At 71.0% G+C, this 26,649-nt stretch carries 25 protein-coding genes and 1 pseudogene; 20 read left to right on the top strand and 6 right to left on the bottom strand.

Going from position 1 to position 26,649, the window contains the following annotated elements; all coding sequences use genetic code 11:
* Window positions 1–21: 21 nt before the first annotated feature.
* Window positions 22–1,569, bottom strand: a complete 1,548-nt coding sequence (locus AB0H52_RS22865; protein ID WP_151490450.1) for a GGDEF domain-containing protein — start codon at window positions 1,567–1,569, stop codon at window positions 22–24.
* 73 nt (window positions 1,570–1,642) lie between these two features.
* On the opposite strand from AB0H52_RS22865, the gene prmC reads away from it, so the two are divergent.
* The 4 genes and pseudogenes from prmC (at window position 1,643) to AB0H52_RS22845 (ending at window position 6,070) form a co-directional block, all read left to right on the top strand.
* Entirely contained in the window at window positions 1,643–2,590 is a 948-nt protein-coding gene (gene prmC, locus AB0H52_RS22860) for a peptide chain release factor N(5)-glutamine methyltransferase (RefSeq protein ID WP_357949827.1), read from the top strand.
* Window positions 2,581–3,237 (top strand): annotated as a pseudogene (locus AB0H52_RS22855) (L-threonylcarbamoyladenylate synthase); the annotation flags it as partial. The gene prmC and the pseudogene AB0H52_RS22855, both read left to right, overlap by 10 nt.
* Complete coding sequence (locus AB0H52_RS22850; protein ID WP_151490448.1) at window positions 3,238–3,849, top strand: phosphotyrosine protein phosphatase; 612 nt, start codon at window positions 3,238–3,240, stop codon at window positions 3,847–3,849. It abuts the pseudogene before it with no gap.
* A 106-nt stretch (window positions 3,850–3,955) separates the two neighbouring features.
* A complete protein-coding gene (locus AB0H52_RS22845; RefSeq protein ID WP_357949824.1) occupies window positions 3,956–6,070 on the top strand; it encodes a transglycosylase domain-containing protein in 2,115 nt (704 codons plus the stop codon).
* Between the two features lie 175 nt (window positions 6,071–6,245).
* Here AB0H52_RS22845 and AB0H52_RS22840 read toward each other — a convergent pair whose 3' ends face one another.
* Window positions 6,246–7,709, bottom strand: a complete 1,464-nt coding sequence (locus AB0H52_RS22840; RefSeq protein WP_278126719.1) for an SDR family oxidoreductase — start codon at window positions 7,707–7,709, stop codon at window positions 6,246–6,248.
* Window positions 7,710–7,744: 35 nt separating this feature from the next.
* Here AB0H52_RS22840 and glyA point away from each other — a divergent pair, with 35 nt between their 5' ends.
* From glyA to AB0H52_RS22775, 13 genes are all read left to right on the top strand, one after another.
* The gene (gene glyA, locus AB0H52_RS22835; protein WP_192580373.1) at window positions 7,745–9,034 is read left to right on the top strand and encodes a serine hydroxymethyltransferase; all 1,290 of its coding nucleotides are present in this window, start codon (window positions 7,745–7,747) and stop codon (window positions 9,032–9,034) included.
* Window positions 9,027–9,452 (top strand): hypothetical protein, encoded by a 426-nt coding sequence (locus AB0H52_RS22830; RefSeq protein ID WP_151491382.1) that lies wholly within the window; start codon window positions 9,027–9,029, stop codon window positions 9,450–9,452. Before glyA ends, AB0H52_RS22830 begins: the two co-directional genes overlap by 8 nt.
* 189 nt (window positions 9,453–9,641) lie before the next feature.
* Window positions 9,642–9,878, top strand: a complete 237-nt coding sequence (locus AB0H52_RS22825) for an AtpZ/AtpI family protein (RefSeq protein WP_088951984.1) — start codon at window positions 9,642–9,644, stop codon at window positions 9,876–9,878.
* A gap of 11 nt (window positions 9,879–9,889) precedes the next feature.
* Window positions 9,890–10,687 carry a F0F1 ATP synthase subunit A gene (gene atpB, locus AB0H52_RS22820; protein ID WP_151491383.1) on the top strand — a complete coding sequence of 266 codons (798 nt, stop codon included), beginning with the start codon at window positions 9,890–9,892 and terminating at the stop codon, window positions 10,685–10,687.
* A gap of 66 nt (window positions 10,688–10,753) precedes the next feature.
* A complete protein-coding gene (locus tag AB0H52_RS22815; protein WP_030488047.1) occupies window positions 10,754–10,987 on the top strand; it encodes an ATP synthase F0 subunit C in 234 nt (77 codons plus the stop codon).
* Window positions 10,988–11,013: 26 nt separating this feature from the next.
* Window positions 11,014–11,553, top strand: coding sequence for a F0F1 ATP synthase subunit B (locus AB0H52_RS22810; protein ID WP_151491384.1), 540 nt, complete (start codon window positions 11,014–11,016; stop codon window positions 11,551–11,553).
* Window positions 11,553–12,374 (top strand): F0F1 ATP synthase subunit delta, encoded by an 822-nt coding sequence (locus tag AB0H52_RS22805; protein WP_357949818.1) that lies wholly within the window; start codon window positions 11,553–11,555, stop codon window positions 12,372–12,374. Before AB0H52_RS22810 ends, AB0H52_RS22805 begins: the two co-directional genes overlap by 1 nt.
* Window positions 12,375–12,539: 165 nt before the next feature.
* The gene (gene atpA / locus AB0H52_RS22800; protein ID WP_151491386.1) at window positions 12,540–14,192 is read left to right on the top strand and encodes a F0F1 ATP synthase subunit alpha; all 1,653 of its coding nucleotides are present in this window, start codon (window positions 12,540–12,542) and stop codon (window positions 14,190–14,192) included.
* A 4-nt stretch (window positions 14,193–14,196) separates the two neighbouring features.
* Complete coding sequence (locus tag AB0H52_RS22795; protein ID WP_151491387.1) at window positions 14,197–15,126, top strand: F0F1 ATP synthase subunit gamma; 930 nt, start codon at window positions 14,197–14,199, stop codon at window positions 15,124–15,126.
* Window positions 15,126–16,562 carry a F0F1 ATP synthase subunit beta gene (atpD, locus tag AB0H52_RS22790; RefSeq protein WP_139582683.1) on the top strand — a complete coding sequence of 479 codons (1,437 nt, stop codon included), beginning with the start codon at window positions 15,126–15,128 and terminating at the stop codon, window positions 16,560–16,562. Before AB0H52_RS22795 ends, atpD begins: the two co-directional genes overlap by 1 nt.
* Window positions 16,563–16,785: 223 nt before the next feature.
* A complete protein-coding gene (locus AB0H52_RS22785) occupies window positions 16,786–17,928 on the top strand; it encodes an LCP family protein (RefSeq protein WP_151491388.1) in 1,143 nt (380 codons plus the stop codon).
* 87 nt (window positions 17,929–18,015) lie between these two features.
* A complete protein-coding gene (locus tag AB0H52_RS22780) occupies window positions 18,016–18,297 on the top strand; it encodes a F0F1 ATP synthase subunit epsilon (protein ID WP_151491389.1) in 282 nt (93 codons plus the stop codon).
* A 12-nt stretch (window positions 18,298–18,309) separates the two neighbouring features.
* Entirely contained in the window at window positions 18,310–18,765 is a 456-nt protein-coding gene (locus AB0H52_RS22775) for a DUF2550 domain-containing protein (RefSeq protein WP_151491390.1), read from the top strand.
* A gap of 231 nt (window positions 18,766–18,996) precedes the next feature.
* On the opposite strand, the gene AB0H52_RS22770 is transcribed toward AB0H52_RS22775, so the two are convergent.
* On the bottom strand, window positions 18,997–19,569 hold the full coding sequence (locus tag AB0H52_RS22770; RefSeq protein WP_151491391.1) for a cob(I)yrinic acid a,c-diamide adenosyltransferase: 573 nt from the start codon (window positions 19,567–19,569) through the stop codon (window positions 18,997–18,999).
* Here AB0H52_RS22770 and murA point away from each other — a divergent pair.
* Complete coding sequence (gene murA, locus AB0H52_RS22765) at window positions 19,568–21,007, top strand: UDP-N-acetylglucosamine 1-carboxyvinyltransferase (protein WP_151491392.1); 1,440 nt, start codon at window positions 19,568–19,570, stop codon at window positions 21,005–21,007. The genes AB0H52_RS22770 and murA overlap by 2 nt on opposite strands.
* A gap of 80 nt (window positions 21,008–21,087) precedes the next feature.
* Window positions 21,088–21,936, top strand: a complete 849-nt coding sequence (locus AB0H52_RS22760) for a 3-hydroxyacyl-CoA dehydrogenase family protein (protein ID WP_357949811.1) — start codon at window positions 21,088–21,090, stop codon at window positions 21,934–21,936.
* Window positions 21,937–21,977: 41 nt separating this feature from the next.
* Here the strand turns inward: AB0H52_RS22760 and AB0H52_RS22755 are convergent, their stop codons facing one another.
* A complete protein-coding gene (locus AB0H52_RS22755) occupies window positions 21,978–22,823 on the bottom strand; it encodes an ABC transporter permease (protein ID WP_357949809.1) in 846 nt (281 codons plus the stop codon).
* Window positions 22,820–23,671, bottom strand: coding sequence for an ABC transporter ATP-binding protein (locus tag AB0H52_RS22750; RefSeq protein ID WP_357949806.1), 852 nt, complete (start codon window positions 23,669–23,671; stop codon window positions 22,820–22,822). The genes AB0H52_RS22755 and AB0H52_RS22750 overlap by 4 nt, the downstream gene beginning before the upstream one ends.
* Window positions 23,672–23,822: 151 nt before the next feature.
* Between AB0H52_RS22750 and AB0H52_RS22745 the strand changes: the two genes are divergently transcribed.
* Complete coding sequence (locus AB0H52_RS22745) at window positions 23,823–25,826, top strand: protein meaA (RefSeq protein ID WP_357949803.1); 2,004 nt, start codon at window positions 23,823–23,825, stop codon at window positions 25,824–25,826.
* 9 nt (window positions 25,827–25,835) lie between these two features.
* On the opposite strand, the gene AB0H52_RS22740 is transcribed toward AB0H52_RS22745, so the two are convergent.
* Window positions 25,836–26,138, bottom strand: coding sequence for a DUF1540 domain-containing protein (locus AB0H52_RS22740; protein WP_151491397.1), 303 nt, complete (start codon window positions 26,136–26,138; stop codon window positions 25,836–25,838).
* Between the last annotated feature and the right edge of the window lie 511 nt (window positions 26,139–26,649).

Here is a 26,649-nt window from a genome sequence, read left to right as displayed (position 1 = left end):
TCGGCCGGTCCGGCCGGCGGTTCAGCTCGCGCGGGGCCGCGACTTGGCGCGCAGCATCTCCCGGTCGGCCTCCTCGAACGCGACGCTGAGCGCGTCGCGCAGCCCACCGCCGCCGGAGACCTCGGCGAAGCCGATGCTGACCCCGACCGGGGTGCCCGGCACCAGCGACTCCCAGTCCTCGGCGTGGACCGCCGCCTCGATCCGGCGGGCCACCTCGACGGCCTCGGCCATGCCGGTGTCCGGCAGCACCACGACGAACTCGTCACCGCCGTAGCGGGCCACGAAGTCCCCCCGGCGCATCACCCGGTTGATCACCCCGGCGATGCGTTGCAGGACCAGGTCGCCGGAGTGGTGCCCGTGCCGGGTGTTGACCGCCTTGAACCCGTCCAGGTCGCAGACGCCGATCACCACCCGCTCGCCGCGGGTGACCACGGCGGTGATGTACCGCTCAAGGCGCCGCCGGTTGGGCAGGCCGGTGAGCGGGTCGGTCAGCGCCTCGCCCTCGTACCGGGCCGCCTCGCGGCGCATCTCCTCGTGGTCGATCCGGGCCGCGATGCCGTCGATGTAGACGTCGCGCAGCCGGTCGTTGCGTTGCGCGGCGAGCCGGAACGCCAGCCGGTCGGCCCGGTGGGCGGCCACGTGGTCCCCGGCGCGGGCCAGCGCGATGCTGCGCAGCCGGGCCGGCTCGGCCGTGCCGAGCGTCTCGGTGGAGACCAGGATGGTGTCCAGCCGGGCGACCGCCTCGATGGGCCGTCCGGCGGCGACGGCCAGGCAGACCTGCCCGAGCTGCCGCATGTCCCGGGTCCGGGCGCTGTCCCCGCCGTTCTTGAGCAGTCGGGACGGGTCGGTGTCGACGGTCGGCTCCACCCGGTCGCCGAGCGCGGCCTGCCGGGCCGCCGCGTACCCGTACGCGGCGAGGCTGCTCGGGCGCAGCCGGCCGGCGCGGCCGGTGTGCACGAACCGGGCCAGGTCGGCCGCGACGTCACGGAGCACCCGCAGGCAGCCGTCACTGTCGCCGTTGTGGTCCAGCGCCACGGCGTTGCGCAGCCGGATGCCCGGGGCCGCGAACGTCTCCTCGGGGATGCCGGCGCTCAGGCCCAACTGCCGGGCGCGTTCGATCGCGCCGAGGGCGTACCCGTGGAAGCTGAGGTAGCTGTAGGCCATGGCGAGGTCGTGCCAGCCCCAGGCGGTGTCCCGGTCCGGGTCCTCCACGGCGCTCAACGCCCGGGCGGCCTTCACCAGGTGGGTGACGCAGCGGTCCAGGGCGCCCTGGTGGTGTGCGGCGAGCGCGGCCAGGGCGTTGAGGTGCCCGTGCAGGTAGGGCTCGGCGAGGTCGCGGACCGCCGCCGACGCCTCCTCGATGGCGCGGGTGAACTCCGCCGTCCGACCGAGATTGATCAGCGCGGAGAGGCGCTGCACCATGGCGTCCGCCCGCGCCGCCGGGTCGGTGGTGGTGCGGATCACCCGTTCCAGCAGCGCGTACGACTCGGCGGAGCGACTTGCTTCCTGCAAAGCCCGCGCGTGCGTGAGGGTGTCAACCTGGTCATCGACCCGGTCGAGCCAGCCCACCCGCCAACCTCCCGTCGTGTGCGTCTCGACGCACCCGTTCGTCACGCCACCCGCGACGCATCATGATTATGCGGTGACCACTCTGCCGCAACACCCCCCCGAAGGGACAGGGAGGCTCCGTCCGTCCGCCGCGGTGGCCCGCGCGGCCCGGACGCTCGCCGCCGCCGGGGTGGGCCCGGCCCGCGTGGAGGCCGAGCTGCTGGCGGCGTACGTGCTGGGGGTGCCCCGGGGTCGGCTGGCGCTCGCCGACGACCTGGGCACCGACGACCTGGCGCGGCTCGACGACCTGGTCCGCCGTCGCGCCGACCGGGAGCCGCTGCAGCACCTGACCGGCCGGGCCGGCTTCCGGCACCTGGAGTTGGCGGTCGGTCCGGGCGTCTTCGTGCCCCGGCCCGAGACGGAGCTGCTGGCCGGGTGGGGTGTCGAACAGGCCCGGAGCCGGCCCGATCCGCTGGTGGTGGATCTGTGCAGCGGCTCCGGCGCCATCGCGCTGGCGGTCGCGCAGGAGCTGCCCGGGGCGCGGGTGGTGGCGGTGGAGCGGTCCGGGGCGGCGCTGGACTGGCTGCGGCGCAACGCGGCGGAGCGGGCCGCCGCGGGGGACCGGCCGATCGAGGTGGTGGAGGCGGATGTCACCGCCGCGGACCTGCTGGCGGACCTGGTCGGCCGGGTGGACGTGCTGCTCTGCAACCCGCCGTACGTGCCGGTCGAGGTGGTGGTGCCGCCCGAGGTGGCCGGGCACGACCCGGCGGAGGCGGTCTTCGGTGGGGCGGACGGCCTCGCGGTGATCCGGCCGGTGATCACCCGGGCCGCGGCGCTGCTGCGCCCCGACGGGGTGGTGGGCGTCGAGCACGACGACACGCACGGCGTCGTGGTGCCCGAACTGCTCGTCGCGGACGGCCGGTTCGTCGCCGTCGCGGAGCATCTGGACCTCACCGGGCGCCCCCGGTACGCCACCGCGTCCCGACGGGCGGACGGCCGGCACGCCCCCGCTGGGGCGGCGTGGCAGACTGACTCCTCGTGATGCTCTACGACTGCCGGTCGCCCGCTGATCGGGACCGCGGCATCGCTGCGGCCATCGAGGCGGTCAAGAACGGCGAACTGGTCGTCCTCCCGACGGACACCGTCTACGGGATCGGCGCGGACGCGTTCACCCCGTACGCGGTCAGGGCGCTGCTGGACGCGAAGGGCCGGGACCGGCAGATGCCGCCGCCGGTGCTGATCGGTTCCCGGCACACCCTGGACGGGTTGGTCTTCTCGCTGCCCACGGCCGCACGGGACCTGGTGGAGGCGTTCTGGCCGGGTGCGTTGACGATCGTGGTCGAGCACTCGCCGAGCCTGCAATGGGACCTGGGCGACAAGACGGGCACGGTGGCGGTCCGGATGCCGCTGCACCCGGTGGCGCTGGAGGTGCTGCGGGAGACCGGCCCGATGGCGGTGTCGTCGGCCAACAAGACGGGCCAGCCCGCCGCGGTGACCGCCGAGGAGGCGCGCGACCAGCTCAGCTACTCGGTGCGGGCGTACCTGGAGGCCGGGCCCTGCCCGGACCCGGTGCCCAGCACGATCGTGGACCTGACCGGCGAGGTGCCGCAGTTGCTGCGGGCCGGCGCGATTCCGCTGGAGAAGCTGCGCGACGTGGTTCCGGATCTCGTCGACCGCCAGGGGGTCTGAGTGCCCCCGTTCACCGTGCTGCACGTCTGTATGGGCAACATCTGCCGTTCGCCGATGGCCGAGCGGCTGCTCGCCCTCGCCGTGCGGGAGCGGTTGGCCCGGCGTGAGCAGGACCCGGCCCGCGCCGAGGAGCTGCTGCACAGCCACAGTGCCGGCACCGGTGGTTGGCATGCGGGCGAGGAGATGAACCCGCCGGCGGCGCGTCAGGTCATCGGGCGGGGCGGGGACGTCGAGGGCTTCGCCGCGCGCAAGCTGCGCTCGGACCACATCGACGCCGCCGACCTGGTGCTGACCGCGACGGCCGACCAGCAGGAGTACGTGGTGGCGCTGCGTCCGGACGCGGCGGCCCGCACGTTCGTGCTGGGCGAGTTCGGCCGGTTGCTCGCGGCGGTGGACGCCGGCGCGCTGCCGGCCGCCGAGGCGACCCCGGAGGCGGTGTACGCCCGGGGTGTGGCCCTGGTGGCGGCGGCGCAGGACGCCCGGATGGGTGCCTCGGCGCTGCCGACGGACGATCTGGACGACCCGTGGGGTCGCGGTGACCAGTGCTTCAGCCGGGTCGCCGACGAGATCGAGGAGACGGTTCACCCGCTGGCCGGCGCGCTGCTGCCCTGAGCGCCGTGCGAGTTTTCTCCGGGTTTGGTGAAAACCGGGGGCGAAAGGGGCGTTCCGGGTCATTCTGAACGGGTCCTAGCGTGACCGGCTCCTGCGGGGAGAGCTGATGATCCGGGCCCATCTCGACAAACTGCTGACCGTGGTGATCGCCGGCGTACTGGCCGGGTTGGCGCTGGCCGCGGCCGCCCTGCCCGCGGCCCTGGTCTTCGGGATCGGCTTCAGCGCCCTGTCCACGCCCTACTCGGAGCTGCCGAACACCCTGCGGACGCCACCCACCGCGCAGCGCTCCAACCTCTACGCCAACGACGGCACCACCCTGATCACCTCCTTCTACCAGGAGGACCGGTGGGACGTGCCGCTGCGCGAGGTGGCGCCGGTGATGCGCCAGGCGATCGTGGCCGCCGAGGACGTCCGGTTCTACCAGCACAGCGGGGTGGACCTGCGGGGTGTGGTGCGCGCGTTCACCGTGAACAGGCGCGACGGCCAGACCCGGCAGGGCGCCTCCACGCTGACCATGCAGTACGTCCGCAACGTGCTCAGCAGCGACCCCCGGCTGACCGAGCGGCAGCGCCGGGCGGCCACCGAGGTCACCACCGCCCGCAAGCTCCAGGAGATGCGGTACGCCCTGGCGATGGAACGGGAGCTGAACAAGGAGGAGATCCTCACCCGCTACCTGAACATCGCCTACTTCGGGGCCGGCGCGTACGGCATCGCGGCGGCCAGCAAGCGCTACTTCTCCCGAAGCCCCGCGGAGCTGACCCTGGCCCAGGCGGCGCTGCTGGCCGGCCTGGTCCGCTCACCGGACAGCGACGACCCGATCAACGGTGACGCCGACAGCGCGCTGAACCGCCGGAGGTACGTGCTGGAGCAGCTGGTCGAGACGGGCCAGGTGTCGGCGGAAGCGGCGGCGGCGGCCCGGGCCGAGCCGTTGCAGCTGCGGCCCAGCGAGACCCCGAACGACTGCACGGCGGTGCCCGGCGGGCACAACGACTGGGGCTTCTTCTGCGACTGGTTCACCCGGTGGTGGAGCAGTCAGCCGGCGTTCGGATCCACCGCCGACGAGCGGCAACGCACGCTGCGCCGGGGCGGGTTCTCCATCGTCTCCTCGCTGGACCCGGCGGTGCAGCGGACCACCACCGAGCAGGTTCTGCGGATCTACCGGCCCACCGAGGCGCGGGCGGTGCCGACCGTGGTCGTCCAGCCCGGCACCGGCCGGGTGCTGGCCATGTCGGTGAACCGCAACTACAGCGTCGAGGACAACCCGGTCGGGCAGAAGAACCACCCGAACACGGTGAACCAGCTCGTCGCCGGCGGCGGGGCGATCGAGGGGTACCAGGGTGGGTCGACGTTCAAGCTCTTCACCATGCTCGCCGCGCTGGAGTCCGGCATGCCGCTGTCGACGGACTTCGTCGCGCCCACCCAACTGCTCACCCGCTTCCCGGTGACCGGCGCGGGCAGCTGCGACGGCCGCTGGTGCCCGGCGAACGCCAGCCCTTCGTCGATGGACGGCCCGCGCACCATGTGGACCGCGTTCGGCCGCTCGGTGAACACCTACTTCGCCTGGCTCACCGAGCGGGTGGGTGCCGATCGGGTGGTGGAGATGGCCGAACGGCTCGGCATCGTGCTGCGCGCCGACTCCGATGCCCAGCTCGCCCGCTACGGCGCGAAGAACTGGGGTCCGTTCACCCTGGGCGTGGCCGCGACGACGCCGCTGGACCTGGCGACGGCGTACGCCACGGTGGCGGCCGAGGGGACCTGGTGCGCGCCGCTGCCGGTCGTCTCGATCACCGACTCGGGCGGCCGTCCGGTCGACGCCGCCAAGCCGGACTGCCGGCAGGTGCTCGACGCCGACGTGGCCCGGGCGGCCACCGACGCGGCCCGCTGCCCGGTCGGCGACCAGTCGATGTACGGGCGCTGCGACGGCGCCACCGCCCCCACGCTGCGCGCCAAGCTCGGCCGACCGGTGGCCGGCAAGACCGGTAGTTCGGAGCGGTACGAGACGGAGACGGTCGTGGCGTTCACCCCGCAGCTCGCGGTCGCCTCGATGGCGGCGAACCCCGACGATCCCCGCGACGCGGTCGGTCAGGCGGTGCAGTCGCGGATGGTCGACGCGGTCGGCGAGGTGCTCGCCGTCGCGCTGCGCGACCAACCGGTCCGTGACTTCGTCCCCCCGAGCGAACGAACTGCCTTCCAGCAGACCGAACCCCGCTCCGGAAACTGACCAAACCTCCTCGGGGCCCGCCCCCCAACCCAGTCGATCATGGAGTTGTGGTGGGTGCTAGCTCCTTGACCGCCCCTTTCGCGAGGCACCACAACTGCATGATCGACGCGGGCGGGCGGGCGGGCGGGCGGGCGGGCGGGCGGGGAGGGAGGGAAGGGCGGGGGCTTGGGGTGGGTTAGGGGGTTTGTTCGGCGTTGCGGGCTATGTTGCGGGCCATTCCGCCGAAGACCACCGCGTGGAACGGGGCCACCGACCCCCAGTAGGCGTGCCCGGCCAGGCCGCGGGGCAGGAAGACGGCGCGTTGCTGGTAGCGGCTGCGGCCGTCGTCGGTCGGCAGGGCCCGCATCTCCAGCCAGGCCCGGCCGGGCAGCCGCATCTCGGCGCGCAGGCGCAGCAGCTCACCGGGGACGATCTCCTCGACCCGCCAGAAGTCCAGGGCCTCGCCGACCTGGAGGTGGTGCGGGTCGCGTCGGCCCCGGCGCAGCCCCACACCGCCGACGAGCCGGTCCAGCCAGCCGCGGACCGACCAGGCGAGGGGGAACGAGTACCAGCCGTGTTCGCCGCCGACGCCCTCGATGACCCGCCAGAGCGCCGCCGGTGACGCGTCCACGGCCCGCTCGCGGGTGTCGGTGTACGTGGTGCCACCGGACCAGTCCGGGTCGGTGGGCAGCGGTTCGGCGGGGGCGTCCGGGCCGCTCGCGGTCGACCAGCGGGTCTCCACCTGCGCGTCGCGCACCTTGGCCAGCGCCAGCGCCACCGCGTCGTCGAAACCGGTCAACCCGCCCGGCGGGTCCGGTACGTACCGGGCGATGTCGTGTTCGTGTGCGACGGCCTCGTGGATGAGGCTCTCCACCAGCGGACGGGCGATGGCGTTCGGCACCGGGGTGATGAGGCCGACCCAGTGCGAGGAGAGCGACGGGGTGAGCGGCCGGACCGGCACGATGATCCGTCGGCGCAGCCCGGCCACCCGGGCGTAGCGCTGCATCATCTCGCGGAAGGTGAGCACGTCGGGCCCGCCGATGTCGAAGCCCCGGTTGACCTCCGGCGGGAGCGTGGCGCAGCCGGCCAGGTAGCGCAGCACGTCGCGGACCGCGATCGGCTGGATCCGGTTCCGCACCCAGCGCGGGGTGATCATGGCGGGCAGGCGCTCGGTCAGGTATCGCAGCATCTCGAACGACGCCGAACCGGAGCCGATGATCACCGCGGCCCGCAGCACCGCCGTGGGCACCCCGCTGGCCAGCAGGATCCGCCCGACCTCGGCGCGGGAGCGCAGGTGCGGCGAGGGGACCTCCGCGTCGGAGGCCGGCTCCGGGCCACCCAGGTAGATGATCCGGCGTACGCCGGCCGCGCGGGCCGCCTCGGCGAAATTGGTCGCCGCGGTGCGGTCGGCCGCCTCGAAGTCGGGCCGGCCCAGGGAGTGCACCAGGAAGTAGGCGACGTCCACGTCGGCGAACGCGGCGGGCAGTGTCTCGGGTCGGCTGAGGTCGCCCTCGACGATCTCGGCCGCCGAGGCCCAGGGCACGTCGCGCAGGCGTACGGCCTTGCGGGCCAGGCAGCGGACGGTGTGCCCGTCGGCGAGCAGCAGCGGCGTCAGCCGCCCGCCGATGTATCCGGTCGCACCGGTGACGAGGCATCTCACGGCTCCCAGTGTGCGGCCACCTAGACTCGTTCGCTGTGGACACCGACACGAGCACCTTCTGGGGGCCGGATTTCGCCCAGCTCAGGGCCACCGACCCGGAGATCGCCGGGGTGGTCCTCGGCGAGTTGGATCGGCTGCGGGGTGGTCTCCAGCTGATCGCCAGCGAGAATCTGACCTCGCCGGCGGTGCTCGCGGCGCTCGGGTCGACGCTGACCAACAAGTACGCCGAGGGCTATCCGGGCCGGCGCTACTACGGCGGCTGCGCGGAGGTCGACCGGGCCGAGGAGATCGGCATCGCCCGCGCGAAGGAGCTGTTCGGCGCGGAGCACGCCAACCTCCAGCCGCACTCCGGGGCGAACGCCAACCTGGCCGCGTACGCCGCGCTGGTGCAGCCGGGGGACACGGTCCTGGCGATGGACCTGCCGCACGGTGGGCACCTCACCCACGGCAGTCGGGTGAACTTCTCCGGTAAGTGGTTCCGCCCGGTCGGTTACACGGTCCGTCCGGACACCGAGTTGATCGACTACGACGAGGTCCGGGACCTGGCCCGTGCGCACCGCCCCAAGATGATCATTTGTGGTGCCACGGCGTACCCCCGGCTGATCGACTTCGCCCGCTTCCGGGAGATCGCCGACGAGGTCGGCGCGTACCTGATGGTGGACGCGGCGCACTTCATCGGCCTGGTCGCCGGCCGGGCGATCCCGTCCCCGGTGCCGTACGCCGACGTCGTCTGCGCCACCACCCACAAGGTGCTGCGCGGCCCGCGCGGCGGCATGATCCTGTGCCGGGAGTCGCTGGCCCAGCGGATCGACAAGGCGGTCTTCCCGTTCACCCAGGGCGGCCCGTTGATGCACTCGGTCGCGGCGAAGGCGGTCGCGCTGCGCGAGGCCGCCCAGCCGGAGTTCCAGACGTACGCCGGGCAGGTGGTCCGCAACGCGCAGGCGCTCGCCGCCGGCCTGGCCGCCGAGGGGATGCGCCCGGTGTCCGGCGGCACCGACACCCACCTCGCCCTGATCGACCTGCGCGAGCTGGGCGTGACCGGCACCGAGGCGGAGGCCCGCTGCGGCGCCGCGGCGATCACCCTGAACAAGAACGCGATCCCGTACGACCCGCAGCCGCCGATGGTGGCCTCCGGCATCCGGGTGGGCACGCCGAGCGTCACCACCCAGGGCATGCGGGAGGGGGAGCTGCGGCAGGTGGCCACCCTGATCGCCCGTGCGGTACGGGTCGATCCGGGCGCCCCGGGCGGCGCCGACGACCTGGCCCGCATCGGTGCCGAGGTGACCGAGCTGGTCACCGCGTTCCCGGCGTACCCCCGTGGCTGAGCCCGGGGTGGTCGCGGCCGACACGGACCGGCGGTGGCGGTTGCGGCACCTGCCGGTGTTGCTGGTCGCGTCGGTGGCCCTCGCCGCGGTCGCCGCGGTGGTGGGTGGGGCGACCGGCGGCGTGACCGCCGCGTTCGGCGCGGCGGCCGGCGTGGGCGTCACGGTGCTCAGCTACACCCTCACGACCGTGGTGCTGGCCTGGGCCGACCAGATCAACCCGCAGTTGGTGCTGCCGCTCGGTCTGGGCCTGTACGCGCTGAAGTTCACCCTGTTGGGTGTCGTGATGGTGGCGGTGGCGTCGACCGGTTGGCCCGGGTTGGTCCCGCTCTGCCTCGGCATCGTCGCCGGGGTGGCAGTGTGGACAGCGGTGCACATCTGGTGGCTGACCACGGTGCACGCCCGTCGGTCGCGGGGCTGACCTGGCGATCGGCCGGTCGTCCCAGCTTTCGGACGCGCGGCAATGTGTCGGCCTCCGGTCATTCACCGACGGGCGGAAGGGGAGTAGCGTGCCCACAGACGACGGCGCCTCCGAGATGCCCACACAACGACGGTTGTGCGGGGGGTGAGGCACAGCCTCGTCTTCCCGGCTGATATCGTTCGCCCCGTCATGGCTGGTGACCAAACCCCCCGTCCCGCCGGTGAACCGGACGACATTCCGTCCGGTGCCGGTCAGGGTTGGACCGCGCTCAGCTACCTCATCGGAGGGATGCTCGTGTGGGGTTTCATCGGCTGGCTGATTGACCAGTGGCTCGACACCGGCGGCGTCGCCACCGGGATCGGCGTCGTGCTCGGCATGGCTGGGGGCATCATCCTGGTCGTCCGCCGACTCGGCACGCCTACTTAGGAAGGGACGCGGTGTTCGGACAGGCGAACGTTCTGGCAGCGGGCCAGGCGGCATTCCCACCCACGGTGGACGACTTCTACCTGCCCAGCATCCTGCCGTGGAATGACCACGACTCAATCTGGTTCACCAAGATCACGGCGATGGTCTGGATCGCGGTCGGCGTCCTGATCATCTTCTTCCTGGCGACCTACCGGAACCCGCAGTTGGTGCCGACCAAGAAGCAGTGGTTCGCCGAGTCGATCTACGGCTTCGTGCGCAACAACATCGCGGTCGACATGATCGGGCACGCGGGTGTGCGGTTCGCCCCCTACTTCACGACGCTCTTCTGCTTCGTGCTGCTGACGAACGCGTTCGCGATCATCCCGTTCTTCCAGATCTCGCCGAACTCGCACATCGCCTTCCCGGCGATCCTCGCGATCATCAGCTACGTGCTGTTCAACTACATCGGCATCAAGAAGCACGGCTTCGTCAAGTACTTCAAGAACTCGCTGATCCCGCCGGCACCGTGGTACATCCTGCCGCTGCTGATCCCGATCGAGCTGTTCTCGACCTTCATCGTCCGGCCGTTCTCGCTCGCGGTTCGTCTCTTCGCGAACATGTTCGCCGGTCACATGCTCCTGCTGGTCTTCACGCTCGGCGGTTTCGCGATGCTGAGCGCCAACGCCTGGCTGGCCCCGGTCTCGGTGCTCTCCTGGGTGATGACCATCGCGCTCACCTTCCTGGAGTTCCTGGTGATCTGCCTGCAGGCATACGTCTTCACCGTCCTCACCGCCAGCTACGTGCAGGGCGCGCTCGCCGACGAGCACTGATCCACCGCACCAACCGTTGTCGTCCCGCGTGAGAGTCACGCGTGATAACCAGGAGGAACCACACCAATGGACGCTAGCGTTCTCGCCGCGGTAGAGGGCAGCACCGCCGCCATCGGCTACGGCCTCGCGGCCATCGGCCCGGGCATCGGCGTTGGCCTGGTCTTCGCCGCCTACATCCAGTCGACCGCCCGCCAGCCGGAGTCGTCGCGGATGACCCTGCCGTACGTCTGGATCGGCTTCGCCGTCATCGAGGCGCTGGCGCTGCTGGGCATCGCCTTCGGCTTCATCTGGGCCGGCTGATCCCGCCCCTAGACCGGGAGGTAACCATGCTTTTCCTCGCCGCTGAGGGTGGTGAGTCGACCCACAACCCGATCATCCCGCTCTGGCAGGAGATCGTGGTTGGTTCGGTCGCCTTCGCCGTGCTCTGCTTCGTGCTGATGAAGTTCGTCTTCCCGCGCATGGAGCAGACGTTCCAGGCTCGGGTCGACGCGATCGAGGGCGGCATCAAGCGCGCCGAGGCCGCCCAGGCCGAGGCGAACCAGCTGCTCGAGCAGTACCGTGCCCAACTCGCCGAGGCCCGGACCGACGCCGCCAAGATCCGTGACGACGCTCGGGCCGACGCCGAGGGCATCCGGCAGGACATCCTCGCCAAGGCGCGGGAAGAGTCCGACCGGGTCATCCAGGCCGGCAAGGACCAGCTCGCCGCCGAGCGGGCCACCATCGTGCGTGAGCTGCGTGCCGAGGTCGGCACCATCGCGGTGGACCTGGCCAGCAAGATCGTCGGTGAGTCGCTGGCCGACGAGGCGCGGCGCAAGGGCACCGTCGACCGGTTCCTGAGCGGCCTCGAGAGCACGGGGGCCCGCTGATGCAGGCCGCCAGCCGGGAGTCGTACAAGGTCGCGGCCGAGCGCCTCGACGCGTACGTCCGCGGCGCGGAGCCGTCGGCGGTGACCTCCACCGCCGACGCCATCCTCTCCGTGGCGGCCCTGCTGCGGCGCGAGCCGCGGCTGCGGCGGGCGCTGTCCGAGCCGGCCCGCTTCGGCGAGGACCGGGGTGCCCTGCTCGGCGACATGCTGGGCGGTCGGATCGGCGCCGACGCACTTGACCTGCTCGTGGTACTGGTTTCCGGCCGTTGGTCGGCACCGTCGGAGTTGCTCGACGGCGCCGAGCGCCTCGGCGTGGAGGCACTGCTCGCCAGTGCCGACAAGGCCGGCGAGCTGGGCGAGGTCGAGGACGAGCTGTTCCGCTTCGGCCAGGTCGTGTCGGGTCAGTCGGCGTTGAGCAACACGCTGGCCGACCCGGTCGCCCCGGTCGAGCAGCGGGCCACCCTGGCTCGCGAGCTGCTCGCCGACAAGGCCCGCCCGGTCACCGTCCGCCTCGTCGAGGTGGCGTTGGGCGGGTTCGGGGGACGCTCCTTCACCGGGGCGCTCACCCGGCTGGTGGAGCTCGCCGCCGAGCGGCGCGACCGGCAGGTGGCGTATGTGACCGTCGCGGCCCCGTTGAGTGACGAGGACGAGCGTCGGCTGGGTGCGAGCCTCAGCGCGATATACGGTCGAGAGGTCTCCGTCAAGCAGACGGTCGACCCCCACGTCCTGGGTGGCGTGAGCGTGCGGGTCGGGTCCGACCTGTACGACGGCACCATCCTGCGCCGCCTCAACGAGACCCGCAACGCGCTCGCGAAGCGCTGAGCGGCTCCGCCGCCCAGCAATGCGGTGGCTTCGCCGCCCAGTGGCTGAGCGGCTCCGCCGCCCCGCTCCGGGGCGGCTGGATCGCACAGCGCCCTGAATGACAGACGCCATTCGGACCGGTCGGTACTAGGTATCCCGGGCCCCTGAATTTTAAGGAAGCAGAGGATGGCCGAGCTGACCATCTCGACGGAGGAGATCCGCGGCGCCCTGGAGCGCTACGTCTCTTCCTACTCGTCCGACGTCTCCCGCGAGGAGGTCGGCACCGTCGCCGACACCGGCGACGGCATCGCCCACGTCGAGGGCCTGCCCTCGACCATGACCAACGAGCTCCTGGAGTTCGAGGACGGCACGCTCGGCGTGGCGTTGAACCTCGACGTCCGGGAGATCGGTGTCGTCGTTCTCGGTGACTCCGCCAAGCTGGAGGAGGGGCAGCGCGTCAAGCGCACCGAGCGGGTGCTGTCCGTTCCGGTGGGCGACGCCTTCCTCGGCCGCGTGGTCGACGCCCTCGGCCAGCCGATCGACGGGCTTGGCGACATCGCCAACGAGGGCTTCCGCGAGCTGGAGCTGCAGGCTCCGAACGTGATGTCCCGCCAGTCGGTGTTCGAGCCGCTGCAGACCGGCATCAAGGCGATCGACGCCATGACCCCGATCGGTCGGGGTCAGCGGCAGCTGATCATCGGTGACCGGAAGACCGGCAAGACCACGGTCGCCCTGGACGCCATCCTCAACCAGCGGGACAACTGGCGTACCGGCGACCCGAAGAAGCAGGTCCGCTGCATCTACGTCGCCATCGGCCAGAAGGCCTCCACGATCGCCTCGATCAAGGGGCAGCTGGAGGAGGCGGGCGCGATGGAGTACACCACCATCGTCGCCTCCCCGGCCTCCGACCCGGCCGGCTTCAAGTACCTGGCCCCGTACACCGGCTCGTCCATCGGGCAGCACTGGATGTACGGCGGCAAGCACGTCCTGATCGTCTTCGACGACCTGAGCAAGCAGGCCGAGGCGTACCGGGCCGTGTCGCTGCTGCTGCGTCGCCCGCCGGGCCGTGAGGCGTACCCGGGTGACGTCTTCTACCTGCACTCCCGCCTGCTGGAGCGTTGCGCGAAGCTCTCCGACGAGCTGGGTGGCGGCTCGATGACCGGTCTGCCGATCATCGAGACGAAGGCCAACGACATCTCGGCCTTCATCCCGACCAACGTCATCTCGATCACCGACGGCCAGATCTTCCTGGAGACGGACCTGTTCAACCAGGGCGTCCGTCCGGCCATCAACGTCGGTACCTCGGTCTCCCGGGTCGGTGGCGCCGCGCAGGTGAAGCCGATGCGTAAGGTCGCCGGCTCGCTGCGGCTCAACCTGGCCCAGTACCGCGAGCTGGAGGCCTTCGCCGCCTTCGCCTCCGACCTGGACCGCGCCTCCCGGGCGCAGCTGGACCGTGGTGTCCGCCTCGTCGAGCTGCTCAAGCAGCCGAACTACTCGCCGTTCCCGGTGGAGCAGGAGGTCGTCTCGGTCTGGGCCGGCGTCGAGGGCAAGCTGGACGACATCCCGGTGGGTGAGGTCCGGCGCTTCGAGGCGGAGTTCCTCCAGTACCTGCGGCACAAGCACGAGGGTGTGCTGGCCGGGATCGCCGACAACCAGTGGAACGATGACATCATCGGCTCCCTGGAGGCGGCGATCACCGAGTTCAAGCAGGTCTTCCTCGGCAAGGCCGACGAGCGCAAGGTCAACGACGCGCCGGCCGCGCCGCTCGAGGGCGACGAGAACCGCGAGACGGTGACCCGCTTCCGCGACGGCTCGACCGACCGCCCGGCCGAGAGCTGATCTGATGGCGGCCCAGGTACGCGTTCTTCGTCAACGGATCCGCTCGGCGAAGTCGATGAAGAAGATCACCAAGGCGATGGAGCTCGTGGCGACGAGCCGGATCGCCAAGGCCCAGGCCCGGGTGCAGGCGTCCCTGCCGTACGCCCAGGCCATCACCGGTGTGCTCACGGCGCTGGCGTCCAACGCGCGGATCGACCACCCGCTGCTCACCCCGCGTGAGCGGGTGCGGCGGGCGGGCGTCCTGTTGGTCACCAGCGACCGTGGCCTGGCCGGTGGTTACAGCTCGAACGCGATCAGGATGGCCGAGTCGCTGATCGCGCGGCTCAAGTCGGACGGCAAGGAGCCGGTGCTCTACGTCATCGGGCGTAAGGGCGTCGGGTACTACCGGTTCCGCGACCGGCCGATCGAGGCGAACTGGACCGGGTTCAGCGAGCAGCCGTCGTTCGAGGACGCCCGTACCGTGGGTGAGACGCTGATCAAGGCGTTCACGGCCGGTGCGGATGACCTCGACGGTGGTGCCGGCGCGGACGGTGTGCTGGGTGTCGACGAGTTGCACATCGTCTACACCGAGTTCCACTCGCTGATGACGCAGACCCCGGTCACCAAGGTCATCGGTCCGATGCAGGTGGAGGACCGGCCGCGCTCCGAGGGGCTGCTGCCGGCGTACGAGTTCGAGCCGGAGGCGGAGGCGCTGCTCGACGCGCTGCTGCCGAGGTACATCAACACGCGGATCTACGCGGCGTTGATCGAGTCGGCGGCGAGTGAGTCGGCGTCGCGTCGGCGGGCGATGAAGAGCGCCACCGACAATGCCGAAGAGATGATCGACAAGTACACGCGTGAGATGAACTCGGCCCGGCAGGCCGGGATCACCCAGGAGATCAGCGAGATCGTCGGCGGCGCCAACGCGCTGGCCGCGTCGGGAAGTGAAGTGTGATGACTGCCCCAGTAGAGACCAAGACGGCCACGGGTCGCGTGGTCCGGGTCATCGGCCCGGTCGTCGACGCCGAGTTCCCGCGCGACGCCATGCCGGCCCTTTTCAACGCTCTGAACGTCAAGGTGAACCTGTCCGGCGGTGAGAAGACGCTGACCCTGGAGGTCGCCCAGCACCTGGGTGACAACCTGGTCCGCGCCATCTCGATGCAGCCGACGGACGGTCTGGTCCGTGGCGCGGAGGTGCAGGACCGCGGCGAGCCGATCACCGTTCCGGTGGGCGACGCGGTCAAGGGCCACGTGTTCAACGCGATCGGCGAGTGCCTCAACCTCACCGAGGGCGAGACGATCCAGGCCGACGACCGGTGGGGCATCCACCGTAAGGCCCCGGCCTTCGCCGACCTGGAGCCGAAGACGGAGATGCTGGAGACCGGCATCAAGGTCATCGACCTGCTCGCCCCGTACGTCAAGGGCGGCAAGATCGGCCTGTTCGGCGGCGCGGGCGTGGGCAAGACGGTGCTCATCCAGGAGATGATCACCCGGGTTGCCCGCAACTTCGGTGGTACCTCGGTGTTCGCCGGCGTGGGTGAGCGCACCCGTGAGGGCAACGACCTCATCGCCGAGATGACCGAGTCCGGCGTCATCGACAAGACCGCGCTGGTCTACGGCCAGATGGACGAGCCGCCGGGCACCCGTCTGCGGGTGGCGCTCTCCGCGCTGACCATGGCGGAGTACTTCCGCGACGTGAAGAAGCAGGAGGTGCTGCTCTTCATCGACAACATCTTCCGCTTCACCCAGGCCGGCTCGGAGGTCTCCACCCTGCTCGGCCGCATGCCGAGCGCGGTGGGTTACCAGCCGACCCTGGCCGACGAGATGGGCGAGCTCCAGGAGCGGATCACGTCCGTCCGGGGCCAGGCCATCACCTCCATGCAGGCGATCTACGTGCCGGCGGACGACTACACCGACCCCGCCCCGGCCACCACGTTCGCCCACCTGGACGCGACCACCAACCTGGAGCGGTCGATCTCCGACAAGGGCATCTACCCGGCCGTGGACCCGCTGGCGTCCTCGTCCCGGATTCTCGCCCCGGAGTTCGTCGGCCAGGAGCACTTCCAGGTCGCCACCGAGGTGAAGCGGATCCTGCAGCGCTACCGCGACCTGCAGGACATCATCGCCATCCTCGGCATCGAGGAGCTCTCCGAGGAAGACAAGATCACCGTGCAGCGCGCGCGGCGGATCGAGCGCTTCCTCTCGCAGAACACCTACGCTGCGGAGCAGTTCACCGGCGTGCCGGGTTCGACGGTCCCGATCAAGGAGACCATCGAGGCGTTCCGCAAGATCAGCGAGGGTGAGTACGACCACTTCCCCGAGCAGGCGTTCTTCATGTGCGGCGGTCTCGAGGACCTGGAGCGCAAGGCTGAGGAGCTGATGAAGGGCTGACAAGCCCCCATCGGATTCGTCATCAAAAGACTGCCCCGGCAATGCCGGGGCAGTCTTTTGTTCATCTTCACGCCCTATCGTCGTCGCGGTCCGTTACTCGTGGTCGTCGCTGTCAAGTCCCCCGAGCTACGGTCGATCCGCGCGCTCACGTGAACGCGCGTTCATCTTTGCAACCTTTCGGCGACGTGCGCCCGTCTTCCCCTCGTGGGCGTAACGAACGGAGATGCTCGTGGGTAAGGCCGGCAAGAGTGGCCGCAGGAAGTCCGTGTGGCGGGGCGTGCCACGCTGGGCCAGGATCTGCACGGTGTTCGGCACCGTGCTGACCGTGCTCAGCGGCGCGGCGCTGGTCGGCACCGAGGTGCTGATGGCCCGCTACGAGGGCGCGGTCGGCAAGGCCGACCTCTTCGGCGACCAGGCCGCCGGCGCCAAGGAGAAGAAGAGCGACATCAAGGGTCCGCTCAACATCCTCCTGGTCGGCATCGACCCGCGTACGCCGACGGCGGCGCCACTGGCGGACTCGATCATGGTGCTGCACGTGCCCGCGTCGATGGACCGGGCCTACCTGTTCTCGCTGCCACGTGATCTCTACGTGCAGATTCCGCCGTTCAAGAAGGCCAACTTCTCCGGCGAGAAGACCAAGATCAATGCCGCGATGTCGTTCGGCAGTCAGGTGCCTGGCAAGAACCCCGACGCGGCCCGGGGTTTCGAGCTGCTGGCCACCACGGTGCAGAACGTGACCGGCATCAAGCGGTTCGACGCCGGCGCGATCATCAACTTCACCGGCTTCCAGAAGATCGTCGACGCCATGGGTGGCGTCGACATGTACGTCGAGCGGGACGTGAAATCCGAGCACAAGCAGCCAGACGGCAGTCCGCGGCCCGGTAACCCGCGCGGCGAGGGCTACATCGGCCCGCAGGCGCTCTACAAGAAGGGCAACCACCACCTCAAGGGGTGGCAGGCGCTGGACTACGTCCGGCAGCGGTACCCGAAGAACGGCGTCCCGGATTCCGACTACGGCCGGCAGCGCCACCAGCAGCAGTTCGTCAAGGCGATGGTGGGTCAGGCGTTCGGTGCCGACGTCGTGGCCAACCCGATCAAACTGGACAAGGTCCTCCGGGCCGCCGGCCAGTCGCTGATCTTCAACGGCCGGGGTAACAGCGTGGTCGACTTTGGGCTGGCACTGAAGGACATCCGGCCGAACACCATCCAGATGATCAAACTCCCCGGTGGCGGGGTCTTCGAAGGCAAGGCGTACAAGGGCGAGCAGTTCCAGCCGGGCGTCACCGATTTCTTCACCGCGCTGCACAGCGAGCAGCTCGATCCGTTCCTGCTGGAGCACCCGGACTTTCTGAACAAGACCAAGTAGTCGGCGTCCTGTTCTCCCACCCGCGTTGGGCGCGGCGAGGCGTCAGGCTAGACTTTCGGCAATCCGCCGCCGCAGCAAGGAGACAGCGTGGCACAGCAGCTTCACGTCGAGCTCGTCGCCGTCGAGGAGAAGGTCTGGTCCGGTGACGCCGAGATGGTCGTCGCCCGGACGACCGAGGGTGAGCTCGGTGTCCTGCCTGGGCACGCGCCGCTGCTCGGCCAGCTCGCCGAGCCCGGCCAGGTGCGCATCAAGCTGGCCGGCGGTGAGCAGGTCGCCTACGAGGTGGCCGGCGGCTTCCTCTCGGTGAGCGCCGACGGCGTCACCGTGCTGGCCGAGAGCGCGACCCCGGTTTCCGCACCGAGCCGCTGAGCCATACCGGGGATGGATATCGTCGAAGGGATCGGGATCGGCGTCGCCGTCGTCCTCGCCGCGCTTCTCATCCTCTTCGTCCGACGGGCCGTGGTCACCCGCAGCGGTGGCATCATCCGGCTCAGCGTCCGGGTCACCACAGTGCTCGACGGCCGTGGCTGGTCGCCCGGCTTCGGTCGCTTCGCCGGTGACGAGCTGCGCTGGTACCGGATGTTCAGCTTCGCGCTCCGACCCAAGCGGGTCCTCTCCCGCAAGACCCTGGCGGTCGAGCGCCGGCGGTTGCCCGAAGGGCAGGAACGGCTCTCCATGCCGGCCGACTGGGTGATCCTCCGGTGTACCAGTCACCACGCACCGGTGGAGATCGCCATGGCGCGGTCGACAGTGACCGGCTTCCTCTCCTGGCTCGAGGCCGCCCCTCCGGGGGCGGTCTCGCCGCGTATGGCCTCCCAGGACTGGCCGGCTGCCTGATCCGCCTTTCTGTGCTCGCTGTCGGGGTTTCCGAGGGAGCCCACCCGGCTCCGGGCGGTCAGGCTTGATCCCTGTGCCGGGCGGGCTCCGCTTCTCCCAGACGCCAGGAGCGGCCCGCTGGCCAGTCCTGGTAGGGCGTCCAGCCCAACTCGCCGAGGAGCCAGCCCCAACTACGCGTGGCGGCGGCGAGATCGGGAACCCACACCTCGACGTGGTGCAGCCCACCGACGCTCAGCGCTCACCGCCCGGCACCCATAGCACATCTCCCGCCGGATTTGCCGTTCTTGACAGGATAAAGAGCAGATCGGAGAGCCGGTTGAGATACTTTGCCGGGAGCGGGCTGGTCCGGTCCGGATCGTGGCTGACCAGCGCCCACGCCGCTCGTTCCGCACGCCGGGCCGTGGTACGCGCCACGTGCAGCAGTGCCGCACCCGCGGTGCCGCCGGGGAGGATGAAGGAGTCGAGCTTGCTCAGGCGTGCGTTGTACTCGTCGCACCAGCCCTCCAGGCGCTCGACGTACTCCTCGGTCACCCGCAGCGGCGGGTACTTCGGGTCCGGCTCGACCGGGGTGGACAGGTCGGCGCCGACGTCGAACAGGTCGTTCTGCACCGACCCCAGCACGCCCCGCAGTTCCTCGTCGAGTTGGCCCAGGGCCAGCGCGACACCGATCGCCGCGTTGCACTCGTCGACATCGGCGTACGCGGCGATCCGGGGATCGGTCTTCGGCACCTGCTCGTTGTTGCTCAGCCTGGTCATGCCGGCGTCGCCGGCCTTGGTGTAGATGCGCGTGAGGTGGACGGCCATGACGCACAGCCTACGGATACCGGACCTGACGATCCCGGCTCGGCCGGATACCACCGCCTGGCCGGCGGTGGTGGGCCCTGGCGACGCCGGTGATCCGGCGGTCACCGACGTCGACGTCATCCGGATCTGCGGTGGGGCCCGGCTGGCCGGCACCGTGCACGTGGTGGGTGCCAAGAACTCGGCGTTGAAACTGATGGCCGCCGCGCTGCTCGCCCCGGGCCGCAGCGTCATCACCAACGTCCCCAGGATCACCGACATCGCGATCATGGGTGAGGTCCTGCGGCGGCTGGGCTGCGACGTCCGGTTCGACGCGGACGACCCGGTCGACCCGATGGTCGCCCGAGGAGGCGTAGCCCGGTCCCGTTCGGTGACCATCGACGTACCCGAGGAACCCGGCGCGGACGCGGACTATGACCTGGTCCGCCGGCTGCGCGCGTCGATCTGCGTGCTCGGCCCCCTGCTGGCCCGCCGAGGCTACGTGCGGGTCGCCCACCCCGGCGGTGACGCGATCGGCTCCCGGGGGCTGGACATGCACATCTCGGGGCTGACCCGGATGGGCGCGGAGATCTCCGGTGAGCACGGGTTCGTCATCGCCTCCGCCCCGCACGGGTTGCGCGGCGCGGACATCGTGCTGGACTTCCCCAGCGTGGGCGCGACCGAGAACCTGGTGATGGCGGCGGTGCTCGCCCAGGGCACCACGATGATCGACAACGCGGCCCGCGAGCCGGAGATCGTCGACATCTGCACCATGCTCAGCCAGATGGGCGCGCGGATCTCCGGCGCCGGCACGTCCACCCTGCGGATCACCGGGGTGCCCGGGCTGCGCCCGGTGCGCCACGCCACGGTGGGGGACCGGATCGTCGCCGGCACCTGGGCGTTCGGCGCCGCCATGACCCGGGGAGACGTGACCGTGACCGGTCTGGACCCGGCCTTCCTGGAGGTCGCGCTGGACAAGGTCGTCGCGGCCGGCGGCCTGGTGGAGACCCGCGGGGACGGCTTCCGGGTACGGATGGACGAGCGGCCCCGGGCGGTGGACGTGGTGACCCTGCCGTACCCCGGCTTCGCCACCGATCTGCTGCCGATGGCGATCGGGCTGGCCGCGGTCAGCGACGGCGCCTCGCTGATCACCGAGAACATCTTCGACGGCCGGTTCATGTTCGCCAACGAGATGATGCGGCTCGGCGCCGACATCAAGACCGACGGGCACCACGCGGTGGTCCGGGGTCGGGACCGGCTGTCCGGTGCGCCGGTGCGGGCCACCGACATCCGGGCCGGGGCCGGGCTGATCATCGCCGGGCTGTGCGCGGACGGGGCCACCGAGGTCTCCCACGTGCACCACGTCGACCGGGGTTACCCGGACTTCGTGGCCGACCTGCGGGCGCTCGGGGTGGCGGTCGAGCGGGGCACCACCCCGGAGGAGCCGTCGCTGGAGATCTGACGCCGACCGGGCTTAGCCGTCGTTCAGGCTCGCCGACTAGGGTGCAGGGCAGGCACTCAATCGCAGCGAGGGAGAAGTAGATGGCGGGTCGACTCGCGGTCGTCGGGGCCGGGCTGATGGGCTCCGGCATCGCCCAGGTGGCGGCGCAGGCGGGCTGGCAGGTGACGCTACGCGACCTGGACGACGCGGCCACCACCCGAGGGCTCGGCGGCATCCGGAAGTCGCTGGAGAAGTTCGCCGAGAAGGGCAGGATCGAGGCGTCCGAGGTCGAGGCGACCCTCGCGCGGATCACCCCGACCACCGACCTGGAGGCGGCGGCGGACGCGGACATCGTCGTCGAGGCGGTCTTCGAGCGGTTGGAGATCAAGCACGAGGTGTTCCGCGCCCTCGACAAGATCTGCAAGGCCGACGCGGTGCTCGCCACCAACACGTCGGCCATCCCGGTCACCCAGATCGCCGCGGTCACCGAACGGCCCGAGGCGGTCGTCGGCACCCACTTCTTCTCCCCGGTGCCGATGATGCAGCTCTGCGAGCTGGTCCGTGGCTACAAGACCAGCGACGCCACGCTGGGCACCGCGCGGGCCTTCGCCGAGGAGATCGGCAAGACGGTCGTCGTGGTCAACCGGGACATCGCCGGCTTCGTCACGACCCGGCTGATCTCCGCCCTGGTGATGGAGGCCGTCAAGCTGGTCGAGTCGGGCGTGGTGTCCGCCGAGGATCTGGACACCGCCTGCCGGCTGGGCTTCGGGCACGCCATGGGTCCGCTGGCCACCACCGACCTGACCGGGGTGGACGTGCTGCTGCACGCCTCGAAGAACATCTACACCGACACGGCCGACGAGAAGTTCTTCCCGCCGGAGCTGCTCCAGCGCATGGTCACGGCCGGCGACCTGGGCCGCAAGACCGGCAAGGGCTTCTACACGTACTGAGCCACGGCGACCGGGGCGGCCATTCCGCCCCGGTCGGCCGCTCAACCGTCGCGCTTGGTGGTCCAGCGGAACGTCGTCAGGCAGAGCACCAGGCCGATCACGCACCACAGGCCCAGCACCAGCGCGACCCGACCCAGCTCGAACGAGCCGCCCGGCTCCTGGGCGCCGAAGCTCTCCGGCAGGAAGACCGCCCGCAGCCCCTGGCACATCCACTTGAGCGGAAACAACGCGGCGACCTGCTGCATCCAGGTGGGCAGGCTGGTGAACACGAAGAACACCCCGGAGATGAACTGGAGCACCAGGGCGACCGGGGTGACCACGGCCGAGCCGCTGCGGGCGGTGCGGGCCAGCGAGGAGATGGCGATGCCGCACAGGGTGCAGGCGGTCACGCCGAGCACGGCGACCCAGCCGAAGGTGAACCACCTCGCGGCGGTGCCCGGCAGGTCGAGGTCGAACAGCGCCACGGCGACGGCCAGCAGCAGCGCGGTCTCGGCGATACCGATCACCACCACCATGAGCACCTTGCCGGCGAACCACACCCACTTGGGCATCGGCGTGCCCCGGTAGCGCTTCAGCACGCCCCGGTCGCGCTCGATCGGGATCCAGATCCCGAGGTTCTGGAAGCTCACCGTCATCAGGCCGGTCGCGATCATGCCGGTGATGAAGTACTGGGTGAACTTGACCCCGCCGCCGATCTCACCGCTGAAGATCGACGCGAAGATCAGGATCATGATGATGGGGAAACCCATCGTGAAGACCACGGACTCCCGGCTGCGCAGGAACTGGGTGATCTCCAGTCGGCCCTGGCGCAGGGCGAGCGTGCCGGCGCCCGGCCGGCGGCCTCCGGTGGCGGCGACCGGCGTCGCCGGCTTCGTCGTGGTCGTCATCGCGCGTGTCCGATCATGGTGAGGTAGACGTCCTCCAGGGTCGGCCGGGTCACGGTGAGCCCCGGGACCTCGCCGCCGTAGCGTGCGGCCAGGTCGGCCACCAGGGCCGTCGGCGTCGCGCTCTGCGCACTCTCCACCGTCCCTTCCGGGGTACGCCAGGAGACCGTCGCGAGGGCTTCCTGCCGGTTGCCGAGCCGGTTCGGTGCGGCGACCTCGACCAGCCGGCCGCCGGCGATCACGCCGACCCGGTCCGCGAGGGCCTCCGCCTCGTCCAGGTAGTGGGTGGTGAGCACGATGGTGGTGCCGGCCGCGGCGAGGTCACGGATCAGCTCCCAGAACTCGCGGCGGGCCTCCGGGTCGAAACCGGTGGTCGGCTCGTCGAGGAAGAGCAGCTCGGGGCGGCCGATGATGCCCAGCGCCACGTCGAGGCGGCGCTTCTGCCCGCCGGAGAGCGTGTGCGTGCGGGCCTTCGCCTTGCCGGCCAGCCCGACCCGTTCGATCACCTTGTCCGGGTCGTCGGCGTCCGGGTAGAAGCCGGAGAAGTGCCGGATCACCTCGGCCACGGTCAGCTCGTCGAACTCGCCGGTGCCCTGGAGGACGATGCCGACCCGGGAGCGCCAGCCCGCGTCCGGCTGGGCCGGGTCCGCGCCGAGGACGGTGACCTCACCGGCGTCCCGGCGACGGTAGCCCTCCAGGATCTCCACCGTGGTGGTCTTGCCGGCGCCGTTCGGGCCGAGCAACGCGAACACCTCACCGCGGCGGACGTCGAGATCCACGCCCGCCACGGCCACGTTCTCGCCGTACGCCTTGCGCAGCCCTCGGACGGAGATGGCCAGCTCGTCATCCATGACGTCCAGTGTGCGTCCTGGCTGGCAAGCCTGTTGCCCCGGGGTGTGGCGGTCCGCGCCACTGCGCGTGCTTCGCACCCGGACGTCCGCGACATGGACCTGTGTGGTTTTCCACAACCCGTTTTACTGAACGGTAACTTAGACTCCGGCCATGGATGAGACGGCATCCGGGCGGCTGCCCGAGCGGGACCGCCCGTGGGTGATGCGCACCTACGCCGGCCACTCGTCGGCCACCGCCACCAACGCCCTCTTCCGGCGCAACCTGGCGAAGGGGCAGACCGGTCTCTCGGTCGCCTTCGACCTACCCACCCAGACCGGGTACGACCCGGACCACGAGCTGGCCACCGGCGAGGTCGGCCGGGTCGGGGTGCCGGTGGCCCACCTCGGGGACATGCGGGCGCTGTTCGACGGCATACCGCTCGCCGAGATGAACACCTCGATGACCATCAACGCTCCGGCCATGTGGCTGCTGGCCCTCTACGGCACCGTCGGGCTGGAGCAGAACGCGGAGCTGGCCCGCTGCGCCGGCACCACCCAGAACGACATCATCAAGGAGTACCTGTCCCGGGGGACGTACATCTTCCCGCCGGCGGCATCCCTGCGGTTCACCGCCGACGTGGTCGCGTACACGCTGCGGGAGATGCCCCGGTGGAACCCGGTCAACATCTGCTCGTACCACCTCCAGGAGGCCGGCGCCACGCCCGTGCAGGAGGTCGGGTTCGCGCTGGCCACCGCCGTCGCCGTCCTCGACGCGGTCCGCGACTCCGGTCAGGTCCCCGCCGAGCGGATGGGCGACGTGGTGCAGCGGATCTCCTTCTTTGTCAACGCCGGCGTGCGCTTCGTCGAGGAGATCGCCAAGATGCGCGCGTTCGGCGCGCTCTGGGACGAGATCACCCGGGACCGCTACGGGGTCACCGACGCCCGGCAGCGCCGGTTCCGCTACGGCGTGCAGGTCAACTCGCTCGGCCTGACCGAGGCGCAGCCGGAGAACAACATCCAGCGCATCGTGCTGGAGATGCTCGGCGTGACGCTGTCCCGCGACGCCCGGGCCCGCGCCGTGCAACTGCCCGCCTGGAACGAGGCGCTCGGTCTGCCCCGCCCCTGGGACCAGCAGTGGTCGCTGCGGATGCAGCAGGTCCTGGCGTACGAGTCGGACCTGCTCGAGTACCCCGACCTCTTCGCCGGCTCGCACGTGATGACCGCGCTGGTCGACGAGATCGTCACCGGGGCGCGGGTCGAGCTGGACAAGGTGCTGGAGCTGGGCGGTGTGGTGGCCGCCGTGGAGACCGGCTACCTCAAGAGCGCGCTGGTCGCCTCGCTGGCCGAACGTCGTCGTCGGATCGAGTCCGGCGCCGACGTGGTGGTCGGGGTCAACCGCTTCGCCGAGACCGAGGTGTCCCCGCTGACCGCCGCCGGGGCGGAGGCGGTCGAGCAGGTCGACCCCGCGGTCGAGGCCGCCGCCGCGGACGCCGTACACCGGTGGCGGGCCGATCGGGACGCGGCGGCCGTCGACGCGGCCCTGGCCCGGCTCCGCGCGGACGCCGCGACCACCACGAACCTGATGCCGGCCACCCTGGAGTGCGTGCGGGCCGGGGTGACCACCGGCGAGTGGGCCGGCGCGCTGCGCCAGGTCTTCGGCGAGTACCGGGCACCGACCGGTCTCGCCGGCGCCACCGGGACCGGCGGAGATCCGGGGCTCGCCGTGGTCCGTGAGCGGGTCACCGCCACCGCCCGCGAGTTGGGCAGCGGGCGGCTGCGGCTGTTGGTCGGCAAGCCCGGCCTCGACGGGCACTCCAACGGCGCCGAGCAGATCGCGGTACGCGCCCGCGACGCCGGCTTCGAGGTCGTCTACCAGGGCATCCGGCTGACCGCCGGGCAGATCGTCGCCGCCGCCGTCGAGGAGGACGTCGACCTGGTCGGGCTCTCCGTGCTGTCCGGCTCGCATCTGGCCGCCGTGCCGGCGGTGCTCGACGGGCTCCGCGCCGCCGGCCGGGGCGACCTGCCGGTGGTGGTGGGCGGCATCATCCCGGCCGGCGACGCCGACACGCTGCGGGCGGCCGGAGTGGCGCGGATCTTCACCCCGAAGGACTTCGCCCTCACCGGCATCATCGACGACCTGGTGACGGTCATCCGGCAGGCCAACGACCTGCCCTGATCCCGCCGGTCAGCCTCGCCGGCCCGCGTACGTCATGCAGTCGGCCATGTCGTTGTCCGGCCCGACCCGGATCGACGACGCGTGGCACTCCAGCTGCTCGTTGTGCTGACAGTCGGAACGCTGGCAGGCACCCACCTGGGCGGTGAGGCCGTCCACGCCACCTCGGACGGGCGACTCGACGAAGGTGTGGCAGTGCGCGTGATCCATGCTGCCGATCGTGATCGCGAAGGCGTGGCAGTCACCCGACTGGTTGTACGCGCACGCCGCGACCACACACTCCTGGACCCGGGGCATCTCCATCGCTGCGGTCATGCCGACCTCCTCTGGTCTCTTGCCCGATCCTAGGCTTTTGCCGGTATCCCAATCCCGGATATCACCGCCCGTCGATCACCCGCGACGACCCGAATCCGGCACCGCGCTCACGCCGCGCCCGCGCCGTGCCGATCCGTCACTTCACGTCCCGTATCGGGTCGCCGAGCGCAACTGTGTGCGCTGGGCTGTCGGGGTGGGTGGTTTGTCCGGTAGTGGGGGTTTATGGGCTGTGACCGGCCGCACCCGGGCGGCGGAATGGTGGCTGGCCGGGGGTCGTTACACACCCTGACGATCGCAGGACCACGGCCGCCAGCCCGACCGGGCGGCCCCGGGGAATGACCCCCGGCAGCCGGTCGTTACACCCGGTCCCGGCGCCCCGAGCCCCCCGGCTTGGTAGGCCGCCGACACCGGCGCCGCGAGCCCCCGGGCTCGCAGGCCCCCAAACTTTCCCCCTTGTTTGTGCAGCGCCGGACGAGGTGCTCACACCCTGCCCGCCGTTTTCCCCCTTGGC

The sequence above is a fragment of the Micromonospora sp. NPDC050695 genome (assembly GCF_040654415.1).
Classification (GTDB): Bacteria; Actinomycetota; Actinomycetes; order Mycobacteriales; family Micromonosporaceae; genus Micromonospora.
The sequence above is the reverse complement of the archived record's forward strand: the minus strand, read 5'-3'. Positions and strand labels throughout refer to the sequence as shown.